This window comes from Tardiphaga sp. GW822-FHT04G09 (genome assembly GCF_058800725.1).
Genome location: NZ_JBXAMO010000004.1, coordinates 397786 through 416968, shown reverse-complemented (window position 1 = coordinate 416968; position 19183 = coordinate 397786). Strand labels below are relative to the sequence as shown.

Below are 19183 nucleotides of genomic sequence, written 5' to 3'. Positions count from 1 at the left end.
GAGGAGTCTGGGGGCGGCTTGGCCGCCCTGGCGAGCGGCGAATCGGCCTGGGACGCGTTGGCGCAGCAATCCGGGCGCCAGCAGACCCCGAAGGACCGCACCGTCTGGCAGACCGACACAGCCGATCAGTGGAATCGGCTCCCGACCCCGGCGCCCAGCGACCGCACCGGCCAGAGTACGGGCGGCTCAACCGGCAGCGTATCCAGCGGCATCTTGTCATTGGCGGCATGGGCCTGCTGAAGCGCATGGACGAAATCGGCGAACCAGTCCTGAATGGTGCTGGCGCGCAGTTTCGCCATCATGGCTTCCCAGCGCATGCGGCGCTCCAGCAACGGCATCGACAGCGCAGTCGCGATGGTGCGCGCCATGCCGTCCACATCATGCGGATTGACCAGCAGGGCCGTGTCGAGTTCGTGGGCGGCACCGGCATATTTCGACAGCACCAAGACACCGGGATCGACCGGGTTCTGCGCTGCGACATATTCCTTGGCAACCAGATTCATGCCGTCATGCAGCGGGGTGACCACACCGACCTGCGCGGTGCGATAGAGGCCAGCGAGCACCGTCTGGCTGAAGCCCTTGTTGAGATAGCGGATCGGCGTCCAGTCGACTTCACCGTGGCGCCCGTTCACGTCGCTCACCAGTTTCGCAAGCTGGCTCTGCAGATCGCCATAGGCCTCGATCGTGCCGCGCGACAGCGTCGCGATCTGGAGCAACGACACCGTGCGCTTCAACTGCGGCTGCAGCTCCAGCATGCGGTCGAACGCCTCGATACGATTGACGAGACCTTTTGAATAATCCACGCGATCGACGCCAATGGCAAGCTTCTCGCCGTTCAGGCTGCGGCGCAGACGCGACACATCGGGATGCGACGCCGCCTTGGCGGCATGCGCAGCAAACTTTGCGGGATCGATACCGATCGGAAACACGGCGCAGCGCGACGCGCCATAGCGCGACATCACCACGCCACCGGTCGTGTCCAGGCACAGTTCGCCATCGACATAGGACAGGAAGTTGTCGCGATCGCCTTCGGTCTGGAAGCCGATCAGATCGTAAGCGAGCATCGCCTCGACGAGCGCGCGATGATGCGGCACGCCGCCGAAAATGTCGCGCGTCGGCCAGGGCGTGTGCAGGAAGAAGCCAAGCGGATGCGTCACGCCAAGCGCGCGCAATTCCGCACCGAGCGCAAGGAAATGGTAATCCTGAACCCAGAATGCGATATCCGGCTTGCGGAACCGCAGCAGCGCGCGCGCAAAAAACGAGTTCACTTCGCGATAGGATTGATAATCGTCGTGACAGGTCCGGATCAGATCGGTGCGGGAATGCAGGGCCGGCCACAACGCTGAATTCGCGAAGCCCTCATAGTAACCGCCATAATGTGCTGCCGGGAGATCGAGCATCGCCAGCGCACCGGCGCCCAGCGCCTCTATTTCAGCAAACGGCTCCTTTTGCGCGCCGTCGCGCACACGACCGCTGGAACCCACCCAAATCGCGCCAGAGTTCTCCACCACAGGCAGCAACGCTGCTGCCAGACCGCCGGTCATCGGCTCATTCGCCGAGGCGCGCGATACACGGTTTGAGACGACGACGAGATTCACAGGGTCCCCTCCTGATTGCACACATTGATAAACGTCCGTTCATCAATATGGTTCCTCGTCACCATTCGACCCAATTGAAACCAAATTCGGGCATGCGACAATGGAACCACCCTTTCAACGGGTTCCATTCACGTCAGCATGGATGGCGTTGCGCGCCGCTATTTCGATTTCGCTGCATCGTCGATCAGCAAACGTGCAAGCCACGCACGCACGTCGCGCGGCTCGTCGAAGTGACCCGACACACCTTGCGCACGGCGGCCGACGGAGAATGCGAGACCATTCATGCCGGGCATGATCGCAAATACCGATTCATCGGTAACGTCATCGCCGATAAAGATCGGACGACGCCCGCTGAACGGCTCATGCGTCATCAACTCGATCACGCCCGTCGCCTTGGTCACACCAGCCGGCTTGATCTCGCAGACAGCCTTGCCGGGCAGCACTTCAATCGGCGCATTCGGCAGGTCTGCACGGATCGCGGAGACCGCATCATAGATCGCCTTCTCCGCATGCGGCGCGAGACGGTAATGCAGCGCGAGCGCATAGCCCTTGTCCTCGAGCAGAATACCCGGGCTCAACTTCGCAATGGCAGCAAGGCGACGCTTCAATTCCTTGTCCATCGGCGGCGCACCGGCCGCAACCGATTCATTCTCTGCCGACAGTCGCATCTCGGCACCATGACCACCGACCGCCGGAAACTGCATCGGCGCGAAAATCAGATCGATGTCGTTGATCGAACGGCCTGAGACAAGCGCCATGGCGCCATTCGTGCGCTGCAGCAGCTTGCCCATGGACGTCGCCAGATCCGGCGGCACCCAAACCTCACGCGGCGTCGGCGCCAGATCGAGCAGCGTACCGTCGATATCGAGCAGCAGCGCGCATTCGCTGAGCCGCGGCAATTCCGCACCCGGATACAGCACCTCTTCGGAATGCGGCGCATCGTCGACAGGAATTTCGATAATTTTCTGAGGCATGTTCATAAGACTACTCCACTACGGCCAGCGGCCGTGCAACTGATTCAAGCGGCTGGCGTTCCGCTGCGATGGCATAGCGCCAGCCGACGATCGCGGCCGCGATCATCAGGACAGCGCCAAAAAGGTAGCCGGCAAACACGCTGTTGCGTGAGCCGGTATCGATCAGCACGCCAAACAGCGCCGGCCCGGCAACGCCGCCGATCCCGGTACCGATGGCGTAGAACAGAGCGATCGCCAATGCGCGGACCTCGATCGGGAAAGTCTCGCTGACGGTGAGATAGGCCGCACTCGCCGCCGGCGAGGCGAAGAAGAAGATGACCATCCAGGCGATGGTCTGGCTCTGCGCGCTCAAGGCATCGATCGAGAACAGATAGCCGGAGATCGCGAGCAACACACCCGACACACCGTAGGTGACTGCAATCATGAAGCGGCGTCCAAGCGTATCGAACAGCCGGCCGAGCAGCAGCGGCCCGAGAAAATTACCTGCGGCAAAGGGCAGGATGTACCAGCCGACATGGTTGGACGGGATGCCGAAGAAATCCGTCAGTACCAGCGCATAGGTGAAGAAGATCGCGTTGTAGAAAAACGCCTGCGACGCCATCAGCACAAGTCCGACCAGCGACCGCTGGCGATACAGCACGAACAGCGTCCGTGCGACGTCCTTCAGGGGCGTATGATGGCGCATCGTCAGCCTGATCTTCGGCAGCGCGGACAGAGCAGATGGCTTGGCCTTCTGATCCGCGGAGGTTTCGATATCGGCCACGATCTCTTCGGCGCGCTGCGGCTGACCGTGGATCATCAGCCAGCGCGGGCTTTCCGGAATCCACATCCGCATGAACAGCACGATGAGGCCCAGGACAGCACCGGTGAAATAGGCCAGCCGCCAGCCGTAGGATTGCGAGATCACTGCGGGGTCCAGCAAGACGATGGCGCAAACCGCGCCCATGGCAGCGCCCAGCCAGAAGCTTCCATTGATCACCAGATCGGTCCAGCCGCGATAACGCGCCGGTACAAGCTCCTGAATGGTCGAATTGATCGCGGTATACTCCCCGCCGATGCCCGCACCTGTCAGGAATCGAAACAGGGCATAGCTGGCAAGATTCCATGACAGCGCCGTCGCGGCAGTCGCCGTGAGATAAAGCGCAAGCGTAATGAAGAACAGTTTCTTCCGACCGATACGATCCGTCAGCCAGCCAAATCCCAGGGCACCGATCACGGCGCCAGCGAGATAGGCGCTGTTGGCAAAGCCGACATCGAAGTTCGAGAACTTGAGCGCCGGATCTTCCTTCAGCGCGCCGGACAGCGCACCCGCCAGCGTCACCTCAAGACCGTCGAGGATCCATGTGATGCCAAGGGCCAGAACCACACGCGTGTGAAAGCCGCTCCATCGCAATGCGTCGAGACGCGAGGGAATATCCGTCTCGACAATGCGATTTTCCTTGGCTGCCGTCTCGGGCATCAGGATGGCCGCACTGCTTATGCGGGGCATGCCGCACTGGCCTGAAGCATGGTGTTGGGCCCCCTCAGCTGTGGCAAGACCTTAAAACATGGCTTGAAAACACCAAACATCCCGACGCCTTCCGGCACGGGCTCGAGGTGTCCGGCGGTTTAAACTCGCCCTGAATAAACCACCGGCGTCGCCGATGGTTCCGCCTTGCCTGTGGGAACGCGTCTCGCCTGCAACCGTTGACGGGAAAAATGCCGATCTCAGGAGATGATCATGGCCGACCGTCGCAAAGTGTCATCGCGCAAGACAGGCTCGCGAAAGGCACCGAAAGCCAGAACCGCAAAGAAGAAGGTTGCAAGAAAGACCGCTTCGCGCAGAGCTCCAGCCAGGCAACAGGCGGGATCATCGAAATCGGCGAAGCGCTGGTCGCAGCATGTGACCGACACAAGCGATGCGCTTGATCTGAAACATGGCGTGTTCAAACTTCGCGATCCAAAAGAGATCGCGATCTCCCTGAAGCGCTCGGCGGAACATAGCACACGCCGCAAGGCCGGTGCCTATCGCTCGGCGCTATCGATGCTGACTTTCTATATCAACCGCGCCGGCAAGAACCTGCCGAAGACCCAGCTCGGACGGCTCGAACGCGCCAAGGCCGAGCTGAAGCATCAATTCGGCCGCGCATGACCGGCCGCAAGACTACAACGACACCGCGTAATGCTCGTACTCACCGCGCACCAGTTCGATATGGGCGCGCATGGCAGCCGCCGCGCCGCTGCGATCGCCGCGCATGATGGCGACGACGACGCGATCATGCTCGGCCTGCGACTTGGCGAGACGGCCGAGATTGCGGAACTGGGCGCGCCGGAACGGCTGCACGCGGACCCGCGTCGCCAAGGTGATCTCCGCGATATATTCGTTCTGCGAGCCCGCATAGATCGCGTTGTGAAAGCGTTCGTTCACCTCGTGAAAGCGATCCGGGTTGCCGTCATAGCTCAGCACCCGGAGCTCTTCATGGATCGCCTCGAGCCCGTGACGTTGCACCGCCGGCATCCGTTCGGCCGCAAGGCCGGCACATAGCGCTTCGAGTTCGGCCATCGCCTCGAACATCCCCGTAAGACGATCGACCGACGGCTGCGCCACGACGGCACCGCGATGCGCGCGCGCGTCGACAAGTCCGCTTGCCGTGAGCTGGCGCAGCGCCTCGCGAACCGGCGTCCGCGAGACATTGAAACGTTGCGCCAGATCCGTCTCGTCGAGAGAGGCGCCGGGGGCCAGCACGCCGCGTACGATCTCGTCGGCCAGTTGCAGGCGAAGTTCTTCGGCCCGCGTCATCTTGCCGGTGGTCGCACCAGCGCGATCAACCCGGCTGACCGGCCCGGTCATGCCCGCCTTGCGGCGTGGCTTGCCTGGCTGGATCAGCATGTCGTCGAAGCTCATCCCTTGGCGCCCTGCGGTTCGTCGATCAGGCTGACAGAGGCCGCCACGATTCGCCAGCCTTCGGGAAAGCGGATCCACGTCTGCATCTGTCGGCCGACCTTACCCGGAGCCGTGTCGCGATAAAATAGCGTCGAGGCGACCGCAGTGTCGCGGCCATAGGTTGAGATCACGGTGCGTGCGGTGCGGCGCATCAGACCGACCGGCGAGCGTGCACCGCGAAAGGCCTGGATCTCGTCATAGCCGTAGAGGTTTTCACCCATCCCGTAACGGATCGTTCGCGGATCGTTGCGAAACAGCTCGCCGAGCACCGCAGTATCATTGGTCGTCAGCGCTTTTTCATAACGTGCGAAAGCCGCGCCCACTTCGGCGATGACGTCCGGCAGATCAATTTCCATATCAAAACCCTTTTGCTGATGGAGCGGCGACGACGCCGGCCCGCTCCAATGCATAAGCGACGCGCAGCGCGATGTCTTCCCGCCACGGCGCCGCGATGATCTGCACACCGATCGGCATCGGATCGAGCGGGACCGGGACGGCGACCACGGGCAGGCCGATGAAGGAGATCGGCTGGGTGTGGATGCCGATATTGGCGCGCACCGGCAGCTCGACGCCGTCGAGCAGGAAAGTCGCCTGCCCCAGCTTCGGCGCGATGCAGGGCGTGGCCGGCGCGATGATCACGTCGACGTCCTTGAACAATTCGAGCACCTTCGCGCGGTACCAGCGACGAAATTTCTGCGCACGGTCGACCAGCGGCGCCGGCACCATGGCGCCGGCCAGCAACCGATCTCGCACCGCCGGATCGAAATCATTCGGCCGCGTGCGCAGGCGATCCAGATGCAGTGAGGCGCCTTCAACGGTCGAGATGACATAGGCCGCGGAACGCGCGCGCGCGGCCTCGGGCAATTCGACGTCGCGTGTCACACCGAGCGCCTTGGTGACGCGGGCAACGGCTTCCCGGGCCTCCGGAAACAGATTCTTGCGGAAGTATCCGCCAGCCGCAGCGATTCTGAGATCACCGATGTCCCGGGCCAGCAGCGCCGTCACCGGCTCGATGGCACGGGTCGAACATGCAGCGTCCTCATCATCGGGTCCCTGCATGGCGTCATAGGACAGCGCGAGGTCCTCGACCGATCGCGCGAACGGACCAAGGTGATCGAAGCTCGCGACAAACGGAAACGAGCGCGCGCGCGACAGCCGGCCATAGGTCGGTTTCAGGCCGAAAATGCCGCAGAACGACGATGGCACGCGGATCGAGCCGTTGGTGTCCGACCCCAGGGCGAGCGGCACGAGACTGCCGCCGACCGCGCCGCCGGAGCCGCCCGAAGAGCCTCCGGTCATCCGGGTCACGTCATGCGGATTCCGCGACGGGCCGTCATGAATGTTCTCGCCGGTGAAGTCATAGGCGTATTCGCCCATGTTCAGCGCGCCGACCAGTACGGCGCCGGCGGCCTCCATGCGCTCGACCAGCGTCGCATCACGGGTCGAGGCCGGGCGATCCCGATTGATCTTGGAGCCGGCGCGGGTCGGCAGGCCGGAGACATCGAACAGGTTCTTCACCGCAAACGGCACGCCCGCGAGCGGACCAATCTTTTTGCCCGCGGCAATCGCGGCATCCAGCGCCCTCGCCGTGGCGCGCGCGCGGTCGGCAGTCACGTCGGTGAAGGCGTTCAGGACCGGATTGTGCTGCGCGATCCGCGCAAGCGCCGCTTCAGTGACCGCAAGTGCCGGGATCTTCTTCGCGGCGACTGCCTGCGCGATGTCCGACGCCGGGCGCCAATCGCCTTCGGGGGTGATGACGGGATCAAGCTGCATAGATGCTCGCGGGCTCGGTTTCATCAGGCAGCGGGAATTCATCGACCATGCCGGCCATCTTCAGCGTCACCGCGAGATTAGCACGGACGGACGGCTTCCACGCGTCTTCGATCGGCAGTCCCAACGCCCCGGCGACGGCGTCGATATAGTCATCAAGCGGTTCGGCCACGGTCCCTCTCTCGATCTCGTCTCAATGAACCGGCAGCGGCGGATGCGGGATCGCCGACAGCAGTTCCTTCGTGTAGTTATCCTGCGGCGCATCCAGCACGGCCTCGGTCAGGCCCTGCTCGACGATCCGCCCCGCGCGCATCACGATGACACGATCGCACAGCAAACGCACCACATTCAAATCATGCGATACGAACAAATAGCTCATCCCCATCGACTGCTTGAGGTCCTGCAGCAGGTTCAGCACCACTGCCTGCACGGACACGTCGAGCGCCGCGGTCGGCTCGTCCAGGATGATCAGCTTCGGCTGCAGCGCGATGGCGCGGGCGATGCCGACACGCGCCTTCTGGCCACCGGACATCTGGTGCGGAAAGCGATCGAGCAATTCGAGCGGCAGGCCGACCTGTCGCGCGAGGTCCTCGCATTTTGCACGCAGGGCATCGGCACCCTTGATATCGCCGAGCTGCATGATCGGGTCGGCGATGGCGCGCGCAGCCGTAAAGCGCGGATTGAGGCTGTCGGTGGGATCCTGGAACACCATCTGAATGCTCTTGCGCAGCGGCAACCGCGCAAAGGCATTCGGAGCGATCTCACCGATCTCATCACCGTCGAACGAGATACGGCCGGAGGTCTTGTCGATCAGCCGCATCACCATCATCGACGTCGTCGACTTGCCGCAGCCGGATTCGCCGACAAGACCGACGCTCTCGCCATGCCCGACCGTGAAGCTGATGCCATCGACCGCGCGGAATTTATCGGGCTCGGTCGGCGGCTTGCGCGAGAACAGTCTGGCAAGTGAGGCGGTCGCGCCCTGGCGGGCATATTCCTTGACGAGGTTGTCGATCACCAACAGCGGCGCGGTGGCCTGGCTGCTCCCTCCCCCCTTGCGGGGGAGGGTCGGGGAGGGGGGTGCCGCAGGCGACGGCACTTGTGGCTCACCCCCCTCCCGGCGCTGCGCGCCACCCTCCCCCGCAAGGGGGGAGGGGACGACGAACACCGGCATCGCCGCGCGTTCTTCGGCCGGCAGCAGATCGCGCAGCGAGACGCCGAGCCGCGGCGTCGCCTGCATCAGCTTCTTGGTATAAGCGTGTTGCGGATTGGCGAAGATATCGGCCGACAGCGCCGTCTCCACCACCCTGCCCTTCTCCATCACCACGACCCGGTCGCAATAGGCAGCGGCAAGACCGAGATCATGAGTGATCAGGATCGTCGACATGCCGCGGCTCCTGGTGAGCTCGACGACCAGATCCATCACGGCTTTCTGCGTCGTGACATCGAGGCCGGTGGTCGGCTCGTCGGCGATCAGGAGCTGCGGATTGCAGGCCAGCGCCAGAGCGATCACCACGCGCTGGCACATGCCGCCGGAGAGTTCGAACGGATAGGCGTGATAGCGCTCGCGCGGCCGCGCGATCTTGACCTGTTCGAGAGCTTCGATGGCCTTCTCGGCGCGGGTGCCACTGCCCGCCTGTGCATGCTGACGGAGCACGTCCTCGATCTGGTCGCCGACCTTGCGGATCGGATTCAGGGCCGCACGCGGATTCTGGAAGATCATCGAGATTTCGCGGCCGCGCAGATCGCGCATCTGGTTCTCGGTTGCGCCCTTGATGTCGACGCCGGAGAACATCACCGAGCCTTCGGCGATCTTGCCGGCGCGGTCGAGAATGCGCATCACCGCATAGGACGTCACGGATTTTCCCGAGCCGGATTCGCCGACAATGCCCAGCGTCTCGCCCTTGGCCACGGAAATATTGACGTGCTGCACGGCCTTGACGATGCCCCGCCGTGTAGCGAATTCGACAGTGAGATCGCTGACGTCGAGAAGCGGTTGAGCAGTCATGAACGGGCCCTCACGTGCGTCGCTGCGGATCGACGATGTCGCGCAGACCGTCGCCCAGCAGGTTGAAGCAGAACACCGCGATCATCAGCGCGAGGCCGGGAAACAGCGCGATCCACCATTCGCCCGAGACCATGAAGGACGCGCCTTCGGCGACCATGATGCCCCATTCCGCAGTCGGCGGCCGGACACCGAGACCGATGAAGGAGAGGCCCGCGGCATTGAGGATCGCGTAACCCATGGTCAGCGACATCTGCACGATCATGATCGGCATGATGTTCGGCAGGATATGCACCAGTAGGATGCGCAGCTCGCTATTGCCTGACAGCCGGGCCGCCTGCACGAAGCCGGCCTCGCGGCGGACATTGGCCTCGGCGCGCGCGACACGCGCATAGAGCGGGAAATTCACGATCGCCGTGGCGATGATGATGTTCTGTACGGTGTTGCCGAGCGCAGCGACAATGCCCATCGCCAGAACGAACAGCGGAAACGCCATGATCGTATCGGCGATGCGACCGACGATGCGATCGGTCCAGCCGCCGAAATAGCCCGAGGCGATACCGGCGAGGCCGCCCATGGCGAAGACGAGGGCCACCGAGGCAATGGCAATGAAGAAATCGAGCCGGGTCGCGACAATGACACGGCTGAAAATATCACGTCCGAGCTGATCGGTGCCGAACCAGTGCGCCGCAGACGGCGCCTTCAGCGCCTGCGCCGTGTCGCTGGCGAGCGGATCGTAGGGCACGATATAGGGACCGAACAGCGCCGCGAACACGATCAGCACCAGCAGCCCGAACGCAAACGCCGTGACGCGATTCTCACCGAGAATGTAGCGCGTGTGCGAGAGCGTCGCGGCAAGGCCGGATGTGCGTTTTGCGGGCGCAGGCTGCGGTGCAGGAACGGCTTCGGAATCGACAGGCGTGACAGCGTTCATGGTTTACACCTCAGCCTTCCAGCCGCACGCGGGGATCGATCACGCCGTAGAGAATGTCGATGACCAGGTTGATCAGCACATACATGACGGCCATCGTCAGAACGAAGCCCTGCACCGGCGCGAAGTCCGACGAAATCAGGGCCTCCACCGCGTATGAGCCGATACCCGGCCAGGCGAAAACCTTCTCGACCAGCACATTGGCGCCGAGCAGAAACGAGAACGTCATCGACAGCGTCGTGATCACCGGCAGCATGGCGTTGCGGAACGCGTAGGTGACGATCACGGCGCGCGGCGACAGACCGCTGGCGCGGGCCGTGCGGACGAAATCGGACGACAGGATCGCCAGCATCGAGGCGCGGGTCATGCGGGCGATCGGCGCCAGCGAGAAGATCGCCAGCGTCGCCGTCGGCAAAATCAACTGGTTGAAGGCGGACCTGAAGGCTTCCCAGTCACGGGCGATGAGACTGTCGATCAGATAGAAGCCGGTCACATTGGGAGGCGTCGATGCGAACACATCCAGTCGCCCGAGCGGCGCCGGGGACCAGCCCAGCCTGAAATAGAATACATAGACCAGCACCAGGCCGGTGAAGAACACCGGCAGCGACACGCCCGCCGTCGTCGTCACCCGGCAGAGGTGATCGATCCACGAGCCCGGCCGGGTGGCTGCGAGAATACCGAGCGGAATGGCGATCATGACCGAGACGAGCAGGCCCAGCAGCGTCAGCTCCGCCGAGGCCGGCAGGCGATTGCGAATTTCGGTGGCCACCGGTTGGCCGGTGGTCAGCGAATTGCCGAAATCGCCTTTGGCGAGGTCCGCCGTATAGCGGAAGAACTGCTCGATCAGCGGCTTGTCGAGGCCGAGCTTCTTGCGGATTTCCTCGATCGCCTGCTTGTCTGCCGAGGGTCCTGCGAAATAGGCCGCGGGATCGCCGGGCAGCGCGCGCGTCAGCAGAAACGTGACGATCACGACGCCGATCAGGGAGGGGATCGCGAACATCAGGCGTTTGCCGATCAGGCTCAGCATGCGGAGCTCCCGTCGGTTCGCGCGCATGGCGAATGGTCAATGGCGAATGGAGCCAGGATGTTTTCTGTCACTATTCGCTACTCCCCATTCGCTACGCGCCCGCTCACGCCTTCACCAGCGCGCGGTAGTCGAGCCGGCGGTGAAACCAGTACTGGTAGCCCGAAATGTTCTTCTGCATCGCCACGTTGACATAGGGCTGGTACAGCGGGATCCGCGGCATGTCGGCGAAAGCGAGATCGACGAAGCCCTTCACGTCGGCATCATAGGCCGCCTTGTCGCCGGTTGCGGCAGCGATGCGCGCACCGTTGATGAGCTTGTCCATTTCCGGCGACTTGTAGCTCATGGTGTTGAACACCGAATTGTCGCCGTGATAGCACCAGTAGAAGAAGTATTCGGGGTAATCGAGCCAGCCGGAGAACACGTTGGTGTAGAGCGGCATCTCCTTCTTGTTCAGCTCGGTGCGCCAGTTGGCGCCGGGGATCTTGTTGATGGTGGTCTTGATACCGATCTGCGCGAGGCTTTCCTGTACGAGCACGCAGAGCGGCTCGTTCACCACGGCGAAGCCGAGGTCGAACGAGATCGTGGTCTCGAAGCCGTTGGGATAGCCGGCCTCCGCGAGCAATGCCTTCGCCTTGGCCATGTCGGTATTGTATTTGTGCGGCTGCGGCCACGCGACTTCGGTGGGCTTGTCGGCCGATGCGCCGAACATCGGATTGGCGAGACCGAACAACACGGCATCGACGATCTTCTGATAGGGCAGCGCATAGGCCACGGCCTGGCGCACCTTCGGGTTGTCGAACGGCGGCTTGGTGACATTCATGCCGATATACTGGATGCCGTTGGAGAACGGCAGCGACACGACATCGAGCTTGCCGTTGGCCTTGATCTCCTGGAAATCCTTGTAGGGCAATTCATAGGACATGTCGGCATCGCCGCGCTCCAGCAGCGCACGCCGGTTGCCGGCCTGCGGCACCATGCGCCAGATCACGCGCTTGATCTTCGGCATCGGACCACAGACCCAGTCGTCATTGCGCTCCATCACCACTTCGGTGCCAGCGGTCCACTTGGTCACCTTGTAGGCGCCGCCGCCGGCGGTCTGCATCTTGGTGTATTCGAGCCCCCACGGATCCTTCTCGGTGGCGCTCTTCTTCACCAGTTCGGAATTGATGACGCAGGGCACGATGACAGCGAGATCAGGAATCGTCAGGCGATCCTTGGTCGCGAAATCGACCCGCACGGTGTGATCGTCGACGATCACGAACTGCTCCGGCTTCTTCAGCGAGCCGGCGCTCATCTGGAAGGTCGGAAAACCACCGACGCTCACAGAGCGATCCAGCGACCACTTCACGTCTTTCGCCGTCACCGGCGCGCCGTCGTGAAACTTCGCGTTCTTGCGCAGCTTGAAGGTCGCCGACATGTCGCTGATGGTCATGTCCTCAGCGAGTTCGGGCTTGAACTTGTCGCGGTCGTAATAGGGCACCCCGCCGGGGCCTGCCTTCATCTCGTGGCCGATCAGACGGTCGTAGCAGTTCCACGACACCTCATAGCCGGGCACGTTGGTGCCGACGCCATGGATATCGAGATTGTTGGGTCCGCTTTCGGAAACGACCAGCAGGGTTTCGGACCGGGCATCCGCCCTGGCTGGCGAAAAGATCGCCGGGCCGGAGACCATGGCGCCGGCCGCGGCGCCTGTGGCGGTTTTCAGAAAATCACGACGCTTCATTTTTGCTCTCCCAAAGGCGCGAACAGATCGGTTTGGGAACAGACATCGCAAACTTCGTGCCAGAGCTTAACGAAGGCCTAATCTCCATTTATGCGATTGATTAGACTGACATTTCCTGGCCAACCCTCACGACCGGCCGACTCAGGCGGAGCTTCAAATTGCATACAAAGATATTGATGTGCACATTTTCTCATCTCTCTTGAGCCCCCGCCTCATCATTGCTCGGTCGATCTACGGCTTGACATACACGGGTTCCAACCCCTTACTGCGAATAGTTCGCATTAGCATTTGCATCAGATCAGAGCGTTTGGGGAATGGCGTGAGTTTGAAGTGGTGGGCGTCGACGGCATCGATCACGGGGGCGGCGTGCCTCTCGTCGGTCTGGATTGGCGAGGCAAAGGCCCAGGAAGGGCAAACGCTGTCGGAAATCGTGGTCAGCGCCGAGCGGCAGACAGAAGCTGACGGCTTCCAGTCCATCACCCTGCTGACCGGCGACGCCCTGCAGCGCACGACCTCGGCGTCCATCGCCGACCTGCTGGCCACCCAGCCGGGCATCGCGGCATCGACCTTCGCGCCGGGCGCAAGCAGGCCGAACATTCGCGGCCTCGACGACTATCGCGTCCGCATCCAGGAGAACGGCATCGGCAGCCAGGACGCGTCGGATTTCAGCCAGGACCATCAGGTGCCGGTCGATCCGCTATCCGCCGACAAGATCGAGGTGATCCGCGGTCCGGCGACGCTGCGCTACGGCAATCAGGCCATCGGCGGTGTCGTCAATGCCAGCAACAACCGCATTCCGGAAAATCTGGTCCCCGACAATTTCAGCGCGCGTATCAAGGGCGGTGGCTCCTCGGTGGATAGCAGCATCGACGGCGCAGCCAGCATCGATGCGTCAGGCAACAACGTCGCCATTCACGTCGACGCCTTCGGCCGCAGCGCCGGCGACTACAGAATTCCTGGCGGCGGCGTACAGGCCAATACGAGGCTCCGCTCGGAGGGCCAGTCGGTCGGCGGCTCCTACATCTTCGATGGCGGCTATATCGGCACCGCGATCCAGCACATCACCAGCCTGTATCATATCCCCGGCATCGCCGAATCCGCGTCGCGGACTCGCATCGATCTCGAACAGACCAAGGTGACCAGCAAGGGCGAATGGCGTGCACCGACCGAAGGCATCGCCGCGATCCGCTATACGTTCGGCGTCAGCGACTACAAGCATGGCGAGCTCGGCATCGGCAGCAACGGCGTCGATGGCCTGCAGAACACCATCACCAACAAGGAAATCGAAGGCCGCTTCGAACTGGACCACGCCGCGGTCGCAACCCCGCTCGGTGCATTGACCGGAAGCTGGGGCGTGCAGGCCAGCAATCGCAAGCTCGGCACTGCCGGCCTGCTCGGCGGCTTGCTTGCGCCCACCAATACAGACACAGCCGCGGGCTTCGTGTTCGAACAATTGCAGCTCTCGGACACCCTGAAATTCCAGGCCGCCGGCCGCATCGAACATCTTTCGGTGTCCGGCATGGCGCCGATTTTCCCCGGCAACTTCCTGCCCCCGCCCGACACATTCTCCGAAACCGCAGCGACGCGCGATTTCACGCCGAAGAGCTTCAGCTTCGGGCTGCTGAAATCACTGCCCTGGGACATGGTCGCCAATCTGAGTGTCCAGCGAGCGCAGCGCGCACCGGCCGCGCCGGAACTCTATTCGCGCGGCTCCGACGGCGCATCCGGCACCTTCGTCATCGGCAACCCGGATCTGAAAATCGAAACCGCAGAATCGGTCGAAGTCGGCCTGAAGCGCAGCACCGGCCAGCTTCGCTTCGAAGCGAGCCTGTATTACACGCGCTATCTCGATTTCATTTTCAAACAGGTGACCGGCAATTTCTGCACCGATACTTTCGCAAGCTGCGGCGCGACAGGTCCGCTGCTGCAAGTGGCCTATGGCCAGCGGGATGCGAATTTTCGCGGCGCCGAGCTGATGGCCCAACTCGATGTGACGCCGCTCAGCGACGGCATGTTCGGGATCGACACCCAGTTCGACGTGGTCCGCGCGACCTTTGCCGATGGCAGCAATGTTCCGCGCATCGCACCGATGCGCGTTGGCGGCGGCATCTGGTGGCGCAGCTCCGAATGGTATGCGCGCCTGGGTGTCCTGCATGCATTCACGCAGAACGACATTGCGCTCAATGAAACTTCGACCGCCGGCTACAATCTGCTGAAGGCCGAGGTGAGCTACACCCATACATTCGCGAAGATCGACGGCGGCCTGCGCGACATCACCTTCGGCGTCACCGGAGACAATCTGCTCGACGAGCAGGTCCGCAACCACATCTCCTTCAAGAAGGCGGAGGTGCTGCAGCCCGGACGCGGCGTGCGGCTCTTCACGAGTATGAGATTTTGAGCCCAATGACCTTGGAATCGCTCCAGTTTAGGCCTCAACTCGGCCCCACGGAGGGCGACATCCTTCGCCCGCAAAGCTATTCTGGATCAGCAGCCCACAAATGCAAACTTCCACCGACGGAATGCAGCCTCTATGACAACAAACCGATCTCTCCTCACTGCTGCATTCGTCGCGGTTTTCGGAACTGTAGCTGTTCCCCACGCTGCCATGGCCGCGACCGCGGAAGCCTTGCTGCCACACAATTTGCTGCCACATAACCTGTCCCCATGGGGCATGTTCATGAATGCCGCCATTGTCGTGAAGGCCGTCATGATCGGTCTTGCCATCGCCTCGCTGGTGACCTGGACGGTCTGGCTCGCAAAGACCATCGAACTCGGCCGCGAAACACGCTCCGCCAAGCGGCGCCTCGAAGTACTTGAGAGCGACACGACGCTGGCACAGGTCGAGCGCGACAGCACCGATGCCCGCGATCCCGTGGCGCAATTGATTCATTCGGCGGTTCGCGAGACTGCACTGTCCCACGGACTGTTCGATGACGGCTTCAAGGAGCGCATCGCACTCCGGCTCGAGCGCGTCGAGCAGGCGATGTCGCGGCGTATCGCCCGCGGCATCGGCGTGGTCGCAACGATTGGTGCGACTGCGCCCTTTGTCGGCCTGTTCGGAACGGTCTGGGGCATCATGAACGCCTTCATCGGCATTTCGGAAACAAAGACCACCAACCTTGCGGTGGTCGCGCCTGGCATCGCCGAAGCGTTGCTGGCGACGGCGCTGGGTCTCGTTGCGGCCATTCCGGCGGTGATCATCTACAACCAGCTCGTTCGCAACATCACGACCTATCGCGCACTCCTGGGTGATGCGTCGGCGCAAGTCATGCTGCTGATCAGCCGCGATCATGGCCGTCGCGGCATGCCGATCTCGCGCGCGGCGGAATAGATCATGGCGACGAGACTGGGTGGACGCCCAAGCGGCGGTGATGACCTCGAAGTCAATCACGAAATCAATGTGACGCCTTTCATCGACGTGATGCTGGTTCTGCTGATCATCTTCATGGTGGCAGCGCCGCTGGCGACGGTCGATCTCGGTGTCGATTTGCCGGCAAGCGCCGTAGAACCGCAGCCGCGCCCCGACAAGCCGGTCTTCGTCACCGTCAAGCCCGACCTCACAATCGCCGTCGGCGAAGACATCATTCCGCGCGATACGCTGAGCGGCACGCTGGATGCTGCGACCAAGAACAACAAGGACGAGCGCATCTTCCTGCGCGCGGACAAGGTCGTGAGCTATGGCGACCTGATGGACGTGATGAACCTGCTGCGCAATGCAGGTTATCTCAAGGTCGCACTGGTCGGCCTCGACGGACGAACCTCGGCACCATGAACGTCTTTGCGCTGCATGCGCCGACCGACAGCGTCCGTCTTCGTTGGGCTGGTTCGGCCATGGCCATTATCGCGATCCATGCCGGCCTGATCGCCGCCGGCATCTGGTGGTATCGTCAACCAAGCCCTCCGGGCGTCGCAATTCCCGCCATCATGATTGACATGGCGCCGGCGACTGCTGCGCCGGAAACGCAGCCGCTCGACGTCGCGCCCGGCCCCGAGATGCAGCAGTCGGAAGCGCCGTCCGAGCCGCCGGCTGAACCGGTTCAGCAGAAGCAGGCAGAAGAACAGATCCCGCCGACGCCGCCGATGGAGAAGCCGGTCGTCGAGGCACCGCTCGAACAGAAGGCGGAGCCGGCGCCGGAGCCCGCCAAGATTGTTCCCGATCCGCCCAAGCCGGTGCCTGAGAAACCCAGGCCGAAACCGGTACGCGCCGAGGTCAAAAAGAAACCAAGCGATACGCCGGCTGCACCGCGGACCACCGCAGCGCCGCGCGCGGAGCGTATCGCGCCGGCAGCATCGGCGGCAGCGGCCGGTGCCTCCAGGGCAGCGTCTGCGTCTTACAATCAGCTCGTTCAATCACACTTGCAACGCTTCAAGCAATTCCCCCAGAGTGCCCGCACCGGCCAGTCAGGCACGGCAATTGTCAGGATCGCCTTTACCCTCGATCGCGGCGGTCGCGTGGTGTCTTCTCGCCTTCTGGGATCCTCAGGAAATCAGGCGCTCGATGCCGAAACGCTGGCCATGGTTCGCCGGGCACAGCCGTTTCCGGCATTTCCACCGGAAAAGATCGGCGGCACGGATTCGTTCAACGTTCCGCTGCGATATGACCTTCGTTAGCAGCTCGCGAAGATCGCACCCTTTCGATACAGCGGCGCGCCCGTTTGCCTTCGTCACTGCACGGGATTGGCACGCTCGAACTGGCGCAGCAATTTGTTGCCGCGCTCTGCTGCTGCATCGAGTGCCTCCTGCGCGGGTTTCTTGCCGCCAAAGGCCAGCTCCAGCTCATCCTCGATGGCGTCACGGATCAGCGTGAACGAGCCGAGGCGGAATCCCTTCGAGTTTTCCGTCGGCGTTTTAAGCGTGATCTGTTCGATGGATTTCACGGTGCCGGGGTTGCGGTCGTAAAAGCCCTGCTGGCGTGTGAGTTCATAGGCGGCGCGCGTGATCGGCAAATAGCCCGTCTTCTGATGCCAGGTCGCCTGCACTTCGGGCTGCGACAGAAACGCAAAGAACTTCGCCACGCCTTTATATTCTTCGCGCGGGCGATCACGCAGTACCCAGAGCGTTGCGCCGCCGATGATCGAATTCTGCGGCGCGGCCGTGACATCCGGCCAATATGGCATCAAGCCGTAGCCAACCTCGAATTTCGCATTGGCGAGGATGTCGGCGCGGGTGCCTGACGAACCCAGGAAGATTCCGCATTCGCTCTTCTGAAAGCGCGGTTCGGCCGCTGTCGCGCGGCCGCTGTAGTCGAAGACCTTGGTCTTCTGCCATTCGGCGAGTTGCGTAATATGCTGCACCATCAGCGGATTGTTGAAGGTCAGGACCGCGTCCAGACCGCCGAGACCATTGGACCGGGTCGCCACCGGAATGTCGTGGAACGCCGAGAAGTTCTCGACATTGATCCATGACGGCCACGCCGTCGTGAAACCGCAAACTGCGCCTGCCGTCCGCAATCGCTTGGCAGCGGCGCCCAGTTCGGGCCAGGTCCGCGGCGACTCGTCCGGGTTGAGCCCCGCAGCCCGGAACAGATCCTTGTTGTAGTAGAGGATCGGCGTCGACGCATTGAACGGGAACGACAGCATATTGCCGGCCATATCGGTGTAGTAACCCGTAACGGCCGGCAGATAGGCCGATGGATTGAACGCCTCCGCCTGATCGCGCATCAGCTCATAGACGGGATAGGTCGCCCCTTTCGCGGCCATCATGGTGGCAGTCGCGATTTCATTGACCTGGACGATGGCCGGCTGGCTCCGCGACCGGAAGGCAAAGATGGCGGCGGTGACGGTCTCGGTATAGTTGCCCTTGTAGACCGGAACGATGCGGTAGCCTGTCTGTGTGGCGTTGAAATCTGCGGCCAGCTTTTCGACATGCCGGCCGAGTTCTCCGGACATCGCGTGCCACCACTGGATGTCGGTGGCGCATGCAGGCGTCGCCACCTGGCTGACTGTCACCGCAAGCGCGAGATATCCGAGCACCGCCTTCAACTTCATCTCATCCTGCCCCTTCAATGCCGTCGGCTGCCGGCCTGCTGTGCGATCAGTCTTATTGGGAGACAAAACGTCTCCACCCAATAAAATAATGATTCCACTATCATTTTGATTGAATAGCCCCGCGCAGCGGCGTGCGCCGGACACTGTTTGCCACAGCACTCTGTTGCGTCTGCGCGACGGTCGGTTCAATCGGGCCGGCCGCCATTCAACCAGTCGTTGCAGATCAATAGCCAGCAACACCGCTA

17 protein-coding genes are annotated in these 19183 nt (G+C 62.6%); 5 read left to right on the top strand and 12 right to left on the bottom strand.

The genetic code is table 11. From position 1 onward, the window contains the following. Nucleotides 1-125 precede the first annotated feature (125 nt). The 3 genes from AC1RLZ_RS11060 to AC1RLZ_RS11050 form a co-directional block, all read right to left on the bottom strand. Nucleotides 126-1598 carry a trehalose-6-phosphate synthase gene (locus tag AC1RLZ_RS11060; RefSeq protein WP_493188639.1) on the bottom strand — a complete coding sequence of 491 codons (1473 nt, stop codon included), beginning with the start codon at nt 1596-1598 and terminating at the stop codon, nt 126-128. 158 nt (nt 1599-1756) lie between these two features. Further along, nucleotides 1757-2572, bottom strand: a complete 816-nt coding sequence (otsB, locus tag AC1RLZ_RS11055; protein WP_092149122.1) for a trehalose-phosphatase — start codon at nt 2570-2572, stop codon at nt 1757-1759. 10 nt (nt 2573-2582) lie between these two features. Continuing rightward, entirely contained in the window at nt 2583-4061 is a 1479-nt protein-coding gene (locus AC1RLZ_RS11050) for an MFS transporter (protein WP_493188638.1), read from the bottom strand. A gap of 231 nt (nt 4062-4292) precedes the next feature. On the opposite strand from AC1RLZ_RS11050, the gene AC1RLZ_RS11045 reads away from it, so the two are divergent. Further along, nucleotides 4293-4703, top strand: a complete 411-nt coding sequence (locus tag AC1RLZ_RS11045) for a DUF3175 domain-containing protein (protein WP_493188637.1) — start codon at nt 4293-4295, stop codon at nt 4701-4703. A gap of 12 nt (nt 4704-4715) precedes the next feature. Here AC1RLZ_RS11045 and AC1RLZ_RS11040 read toward each other — a convergent pair whose 3' ends face one another. The 8 genes from AC1RLZ_RS11040 to AC1RLZ_RS11005 form a co-directional block, all read right to left on the bottom strand. Next, a complete protein-coding gene (locus AC1RLZ_RS11040) occupies nt 4716-5402 on the bottom strand; it encodes a GntR family transcriptional regulator (protein ID WP_371423946.1) in 687 nt (228 codons plus the stop codon). Between the two features lie 50 nt (nt 5403-5452). After that, nucleotides 5453-5851: an oxalurate catabolism protein HpxZ gene (gene hpxZ, locus AC1RLZ_RS11035; protein WP_493188636.1), complete on the bottom strand. Its 399-nt coding sequence runs from the start codon at nt 5849-5851 to the stop codon at nt 5453-5455. Nucleotide 5852: 1 nt separating this feature from the next. Then, the gene (locus AC1RLZ_RS11030; protein WP_493188635.1) at nt 5853-7268 is read right to left on the bottom strand and encodes an AtzE family amidohydrolase; all 1416 of its coding nucleotides are present in this window, start codon (nt 7266-7268) and stop codon (nt 5853-5855) included. Then, nucleotides 7258-7437 (bottom strand): DUF4089 domain-containing protein, encoded by a 180-nt coding sequence (locus AC1RLZ_RS11025; protein WP_493188634.1) that lies wholly within the window; start codon nt 7435-7437, stop codon nt 7258-7260. The genes AC1RLZ_RS11030 and AC1RLZ_RS11025 overlap by 11 nt, the downstream gene beginning before the upstream one ends. A gap of 21 nt (nt 7438-7458) precedes the next feature. Next, on the bottom strand, nt 7459-9273 hold the full coding sequence (locus AC1RLZ_RS11020; protein ID WP_493188633.1) for a dipeptide ABC transporter ATP-binding protein: 1815 nt from the start codon (nt 9271-9273) through the stop codon (nt 7459-7461). A 10-nt stretch (nt 9274-9283) separates the two neighbouring features. Then, complete coding sequence (locus tag AC1RLZ_RS11015; protein ID WP_493188632.1) at nt 9284-10204, bottom strand: ABC transporter permease; 921 nt, start codon at nt 10202-10204, stop codon at nt 9284-9286. Nucleotides 10205-10214: 10 nt separating this feature from the next. Next, entirely contained in the window at nt 10215-11228 is a 1014-nt protein-coding gene (locus tag AC1RLZ_RS11010) for an ABC transporter permease (protein ID WP_493188631.1), read from the bottom strand. A 103-nt stretch (nt 11229-11331) separates the two neighbouring features. Further along, entirely contained in the window at nt 11332-12951 is a 1620-nt protein-coding gene (locus AC1RLZ_RS11005) for an ABC transporter substrate-binding protein (RefSeq protein WP_493188630.1), read from the bottom strand. A 319-nt stretch (nt 12952-13270) separates the two neighbouring features. On the opposite strand from AC1RLZ_RS11005, the gene AC1RLZ_RS11000 reads away from it, so the two are divergent. The 4 genes from AC1RLZ_RS11000 to AC1RLZ_RS10985 all read left to right on the top strand — a co-directional run bounded on the left by AC1RLZ_RS11000 (nt 13271) and on the right by AC1RLZ_RS10985 (nt 17562). After that, a complete protein-coding gene (locus tag AC1RLZ_RS11000; protein ID WP_493188629.1) occupies nt 13271-15349 on the top strand; it encodes a TonB-dependent receptor in 2079 nt (692 codons plus the stop codon). 207 nt (nt 15350-15556) lie between these two features. Further along, complete coding sequence (gene exbB, locus AC1RLZ_RS10995; RefSeq protein WP_493188628.1) at nt 15557-16282, top strand: tonB-system energizer ExbB; 726 nt, start codon at nt 15557-15559, stop codon at nt 16280-16282. Between the two features lie 3 nt (nt 16283-16285). Next, a complete protein-coding gene (gene exbD / locus AC1RLZ_RS10990; RefSeq protein WP_371423929.1) occupies nt 16286-16723 on the top strand; it encodes a TonB system transport protein ExbD in 438 nt (145 codons plus the stop codon). Beyond that, nucleotides 16720-17562, top strand: a complete 843-nt coding sequence (locus tag AC1RLZ_RS10985; protein WP_493188627.1) for an energy transducer TonB family protein — start codon at nt 16720-16722, stop codon at nt 17560-17562. The genes exbD and AC1RLZ_RS10985 overlap by 4 nt, the downstream gene beginning before the upstream one ends. 53 nt (nt 17563-17615) lie before the next feature. On the opposite strand, the gene ugpB is transcribed toward AC1RLZ_RS10985, so the two are convergent. Beyond that, nucleotides 17616-18938: a sn-glycerol-3-phosphate ABC transporter substrate-binding protein UgpB gene (gene ugpB / locus AC1RLZ_RS10980; RefSeq protein WP_493188626.1), complete on the bottom strand. Its 1323-nt coding sequence runs from the start codon at nt 18936-18938 to the stop codon at nt 17616-17618. Nucleotides 18939-19183: the final 245 nt, after the last annotated feature.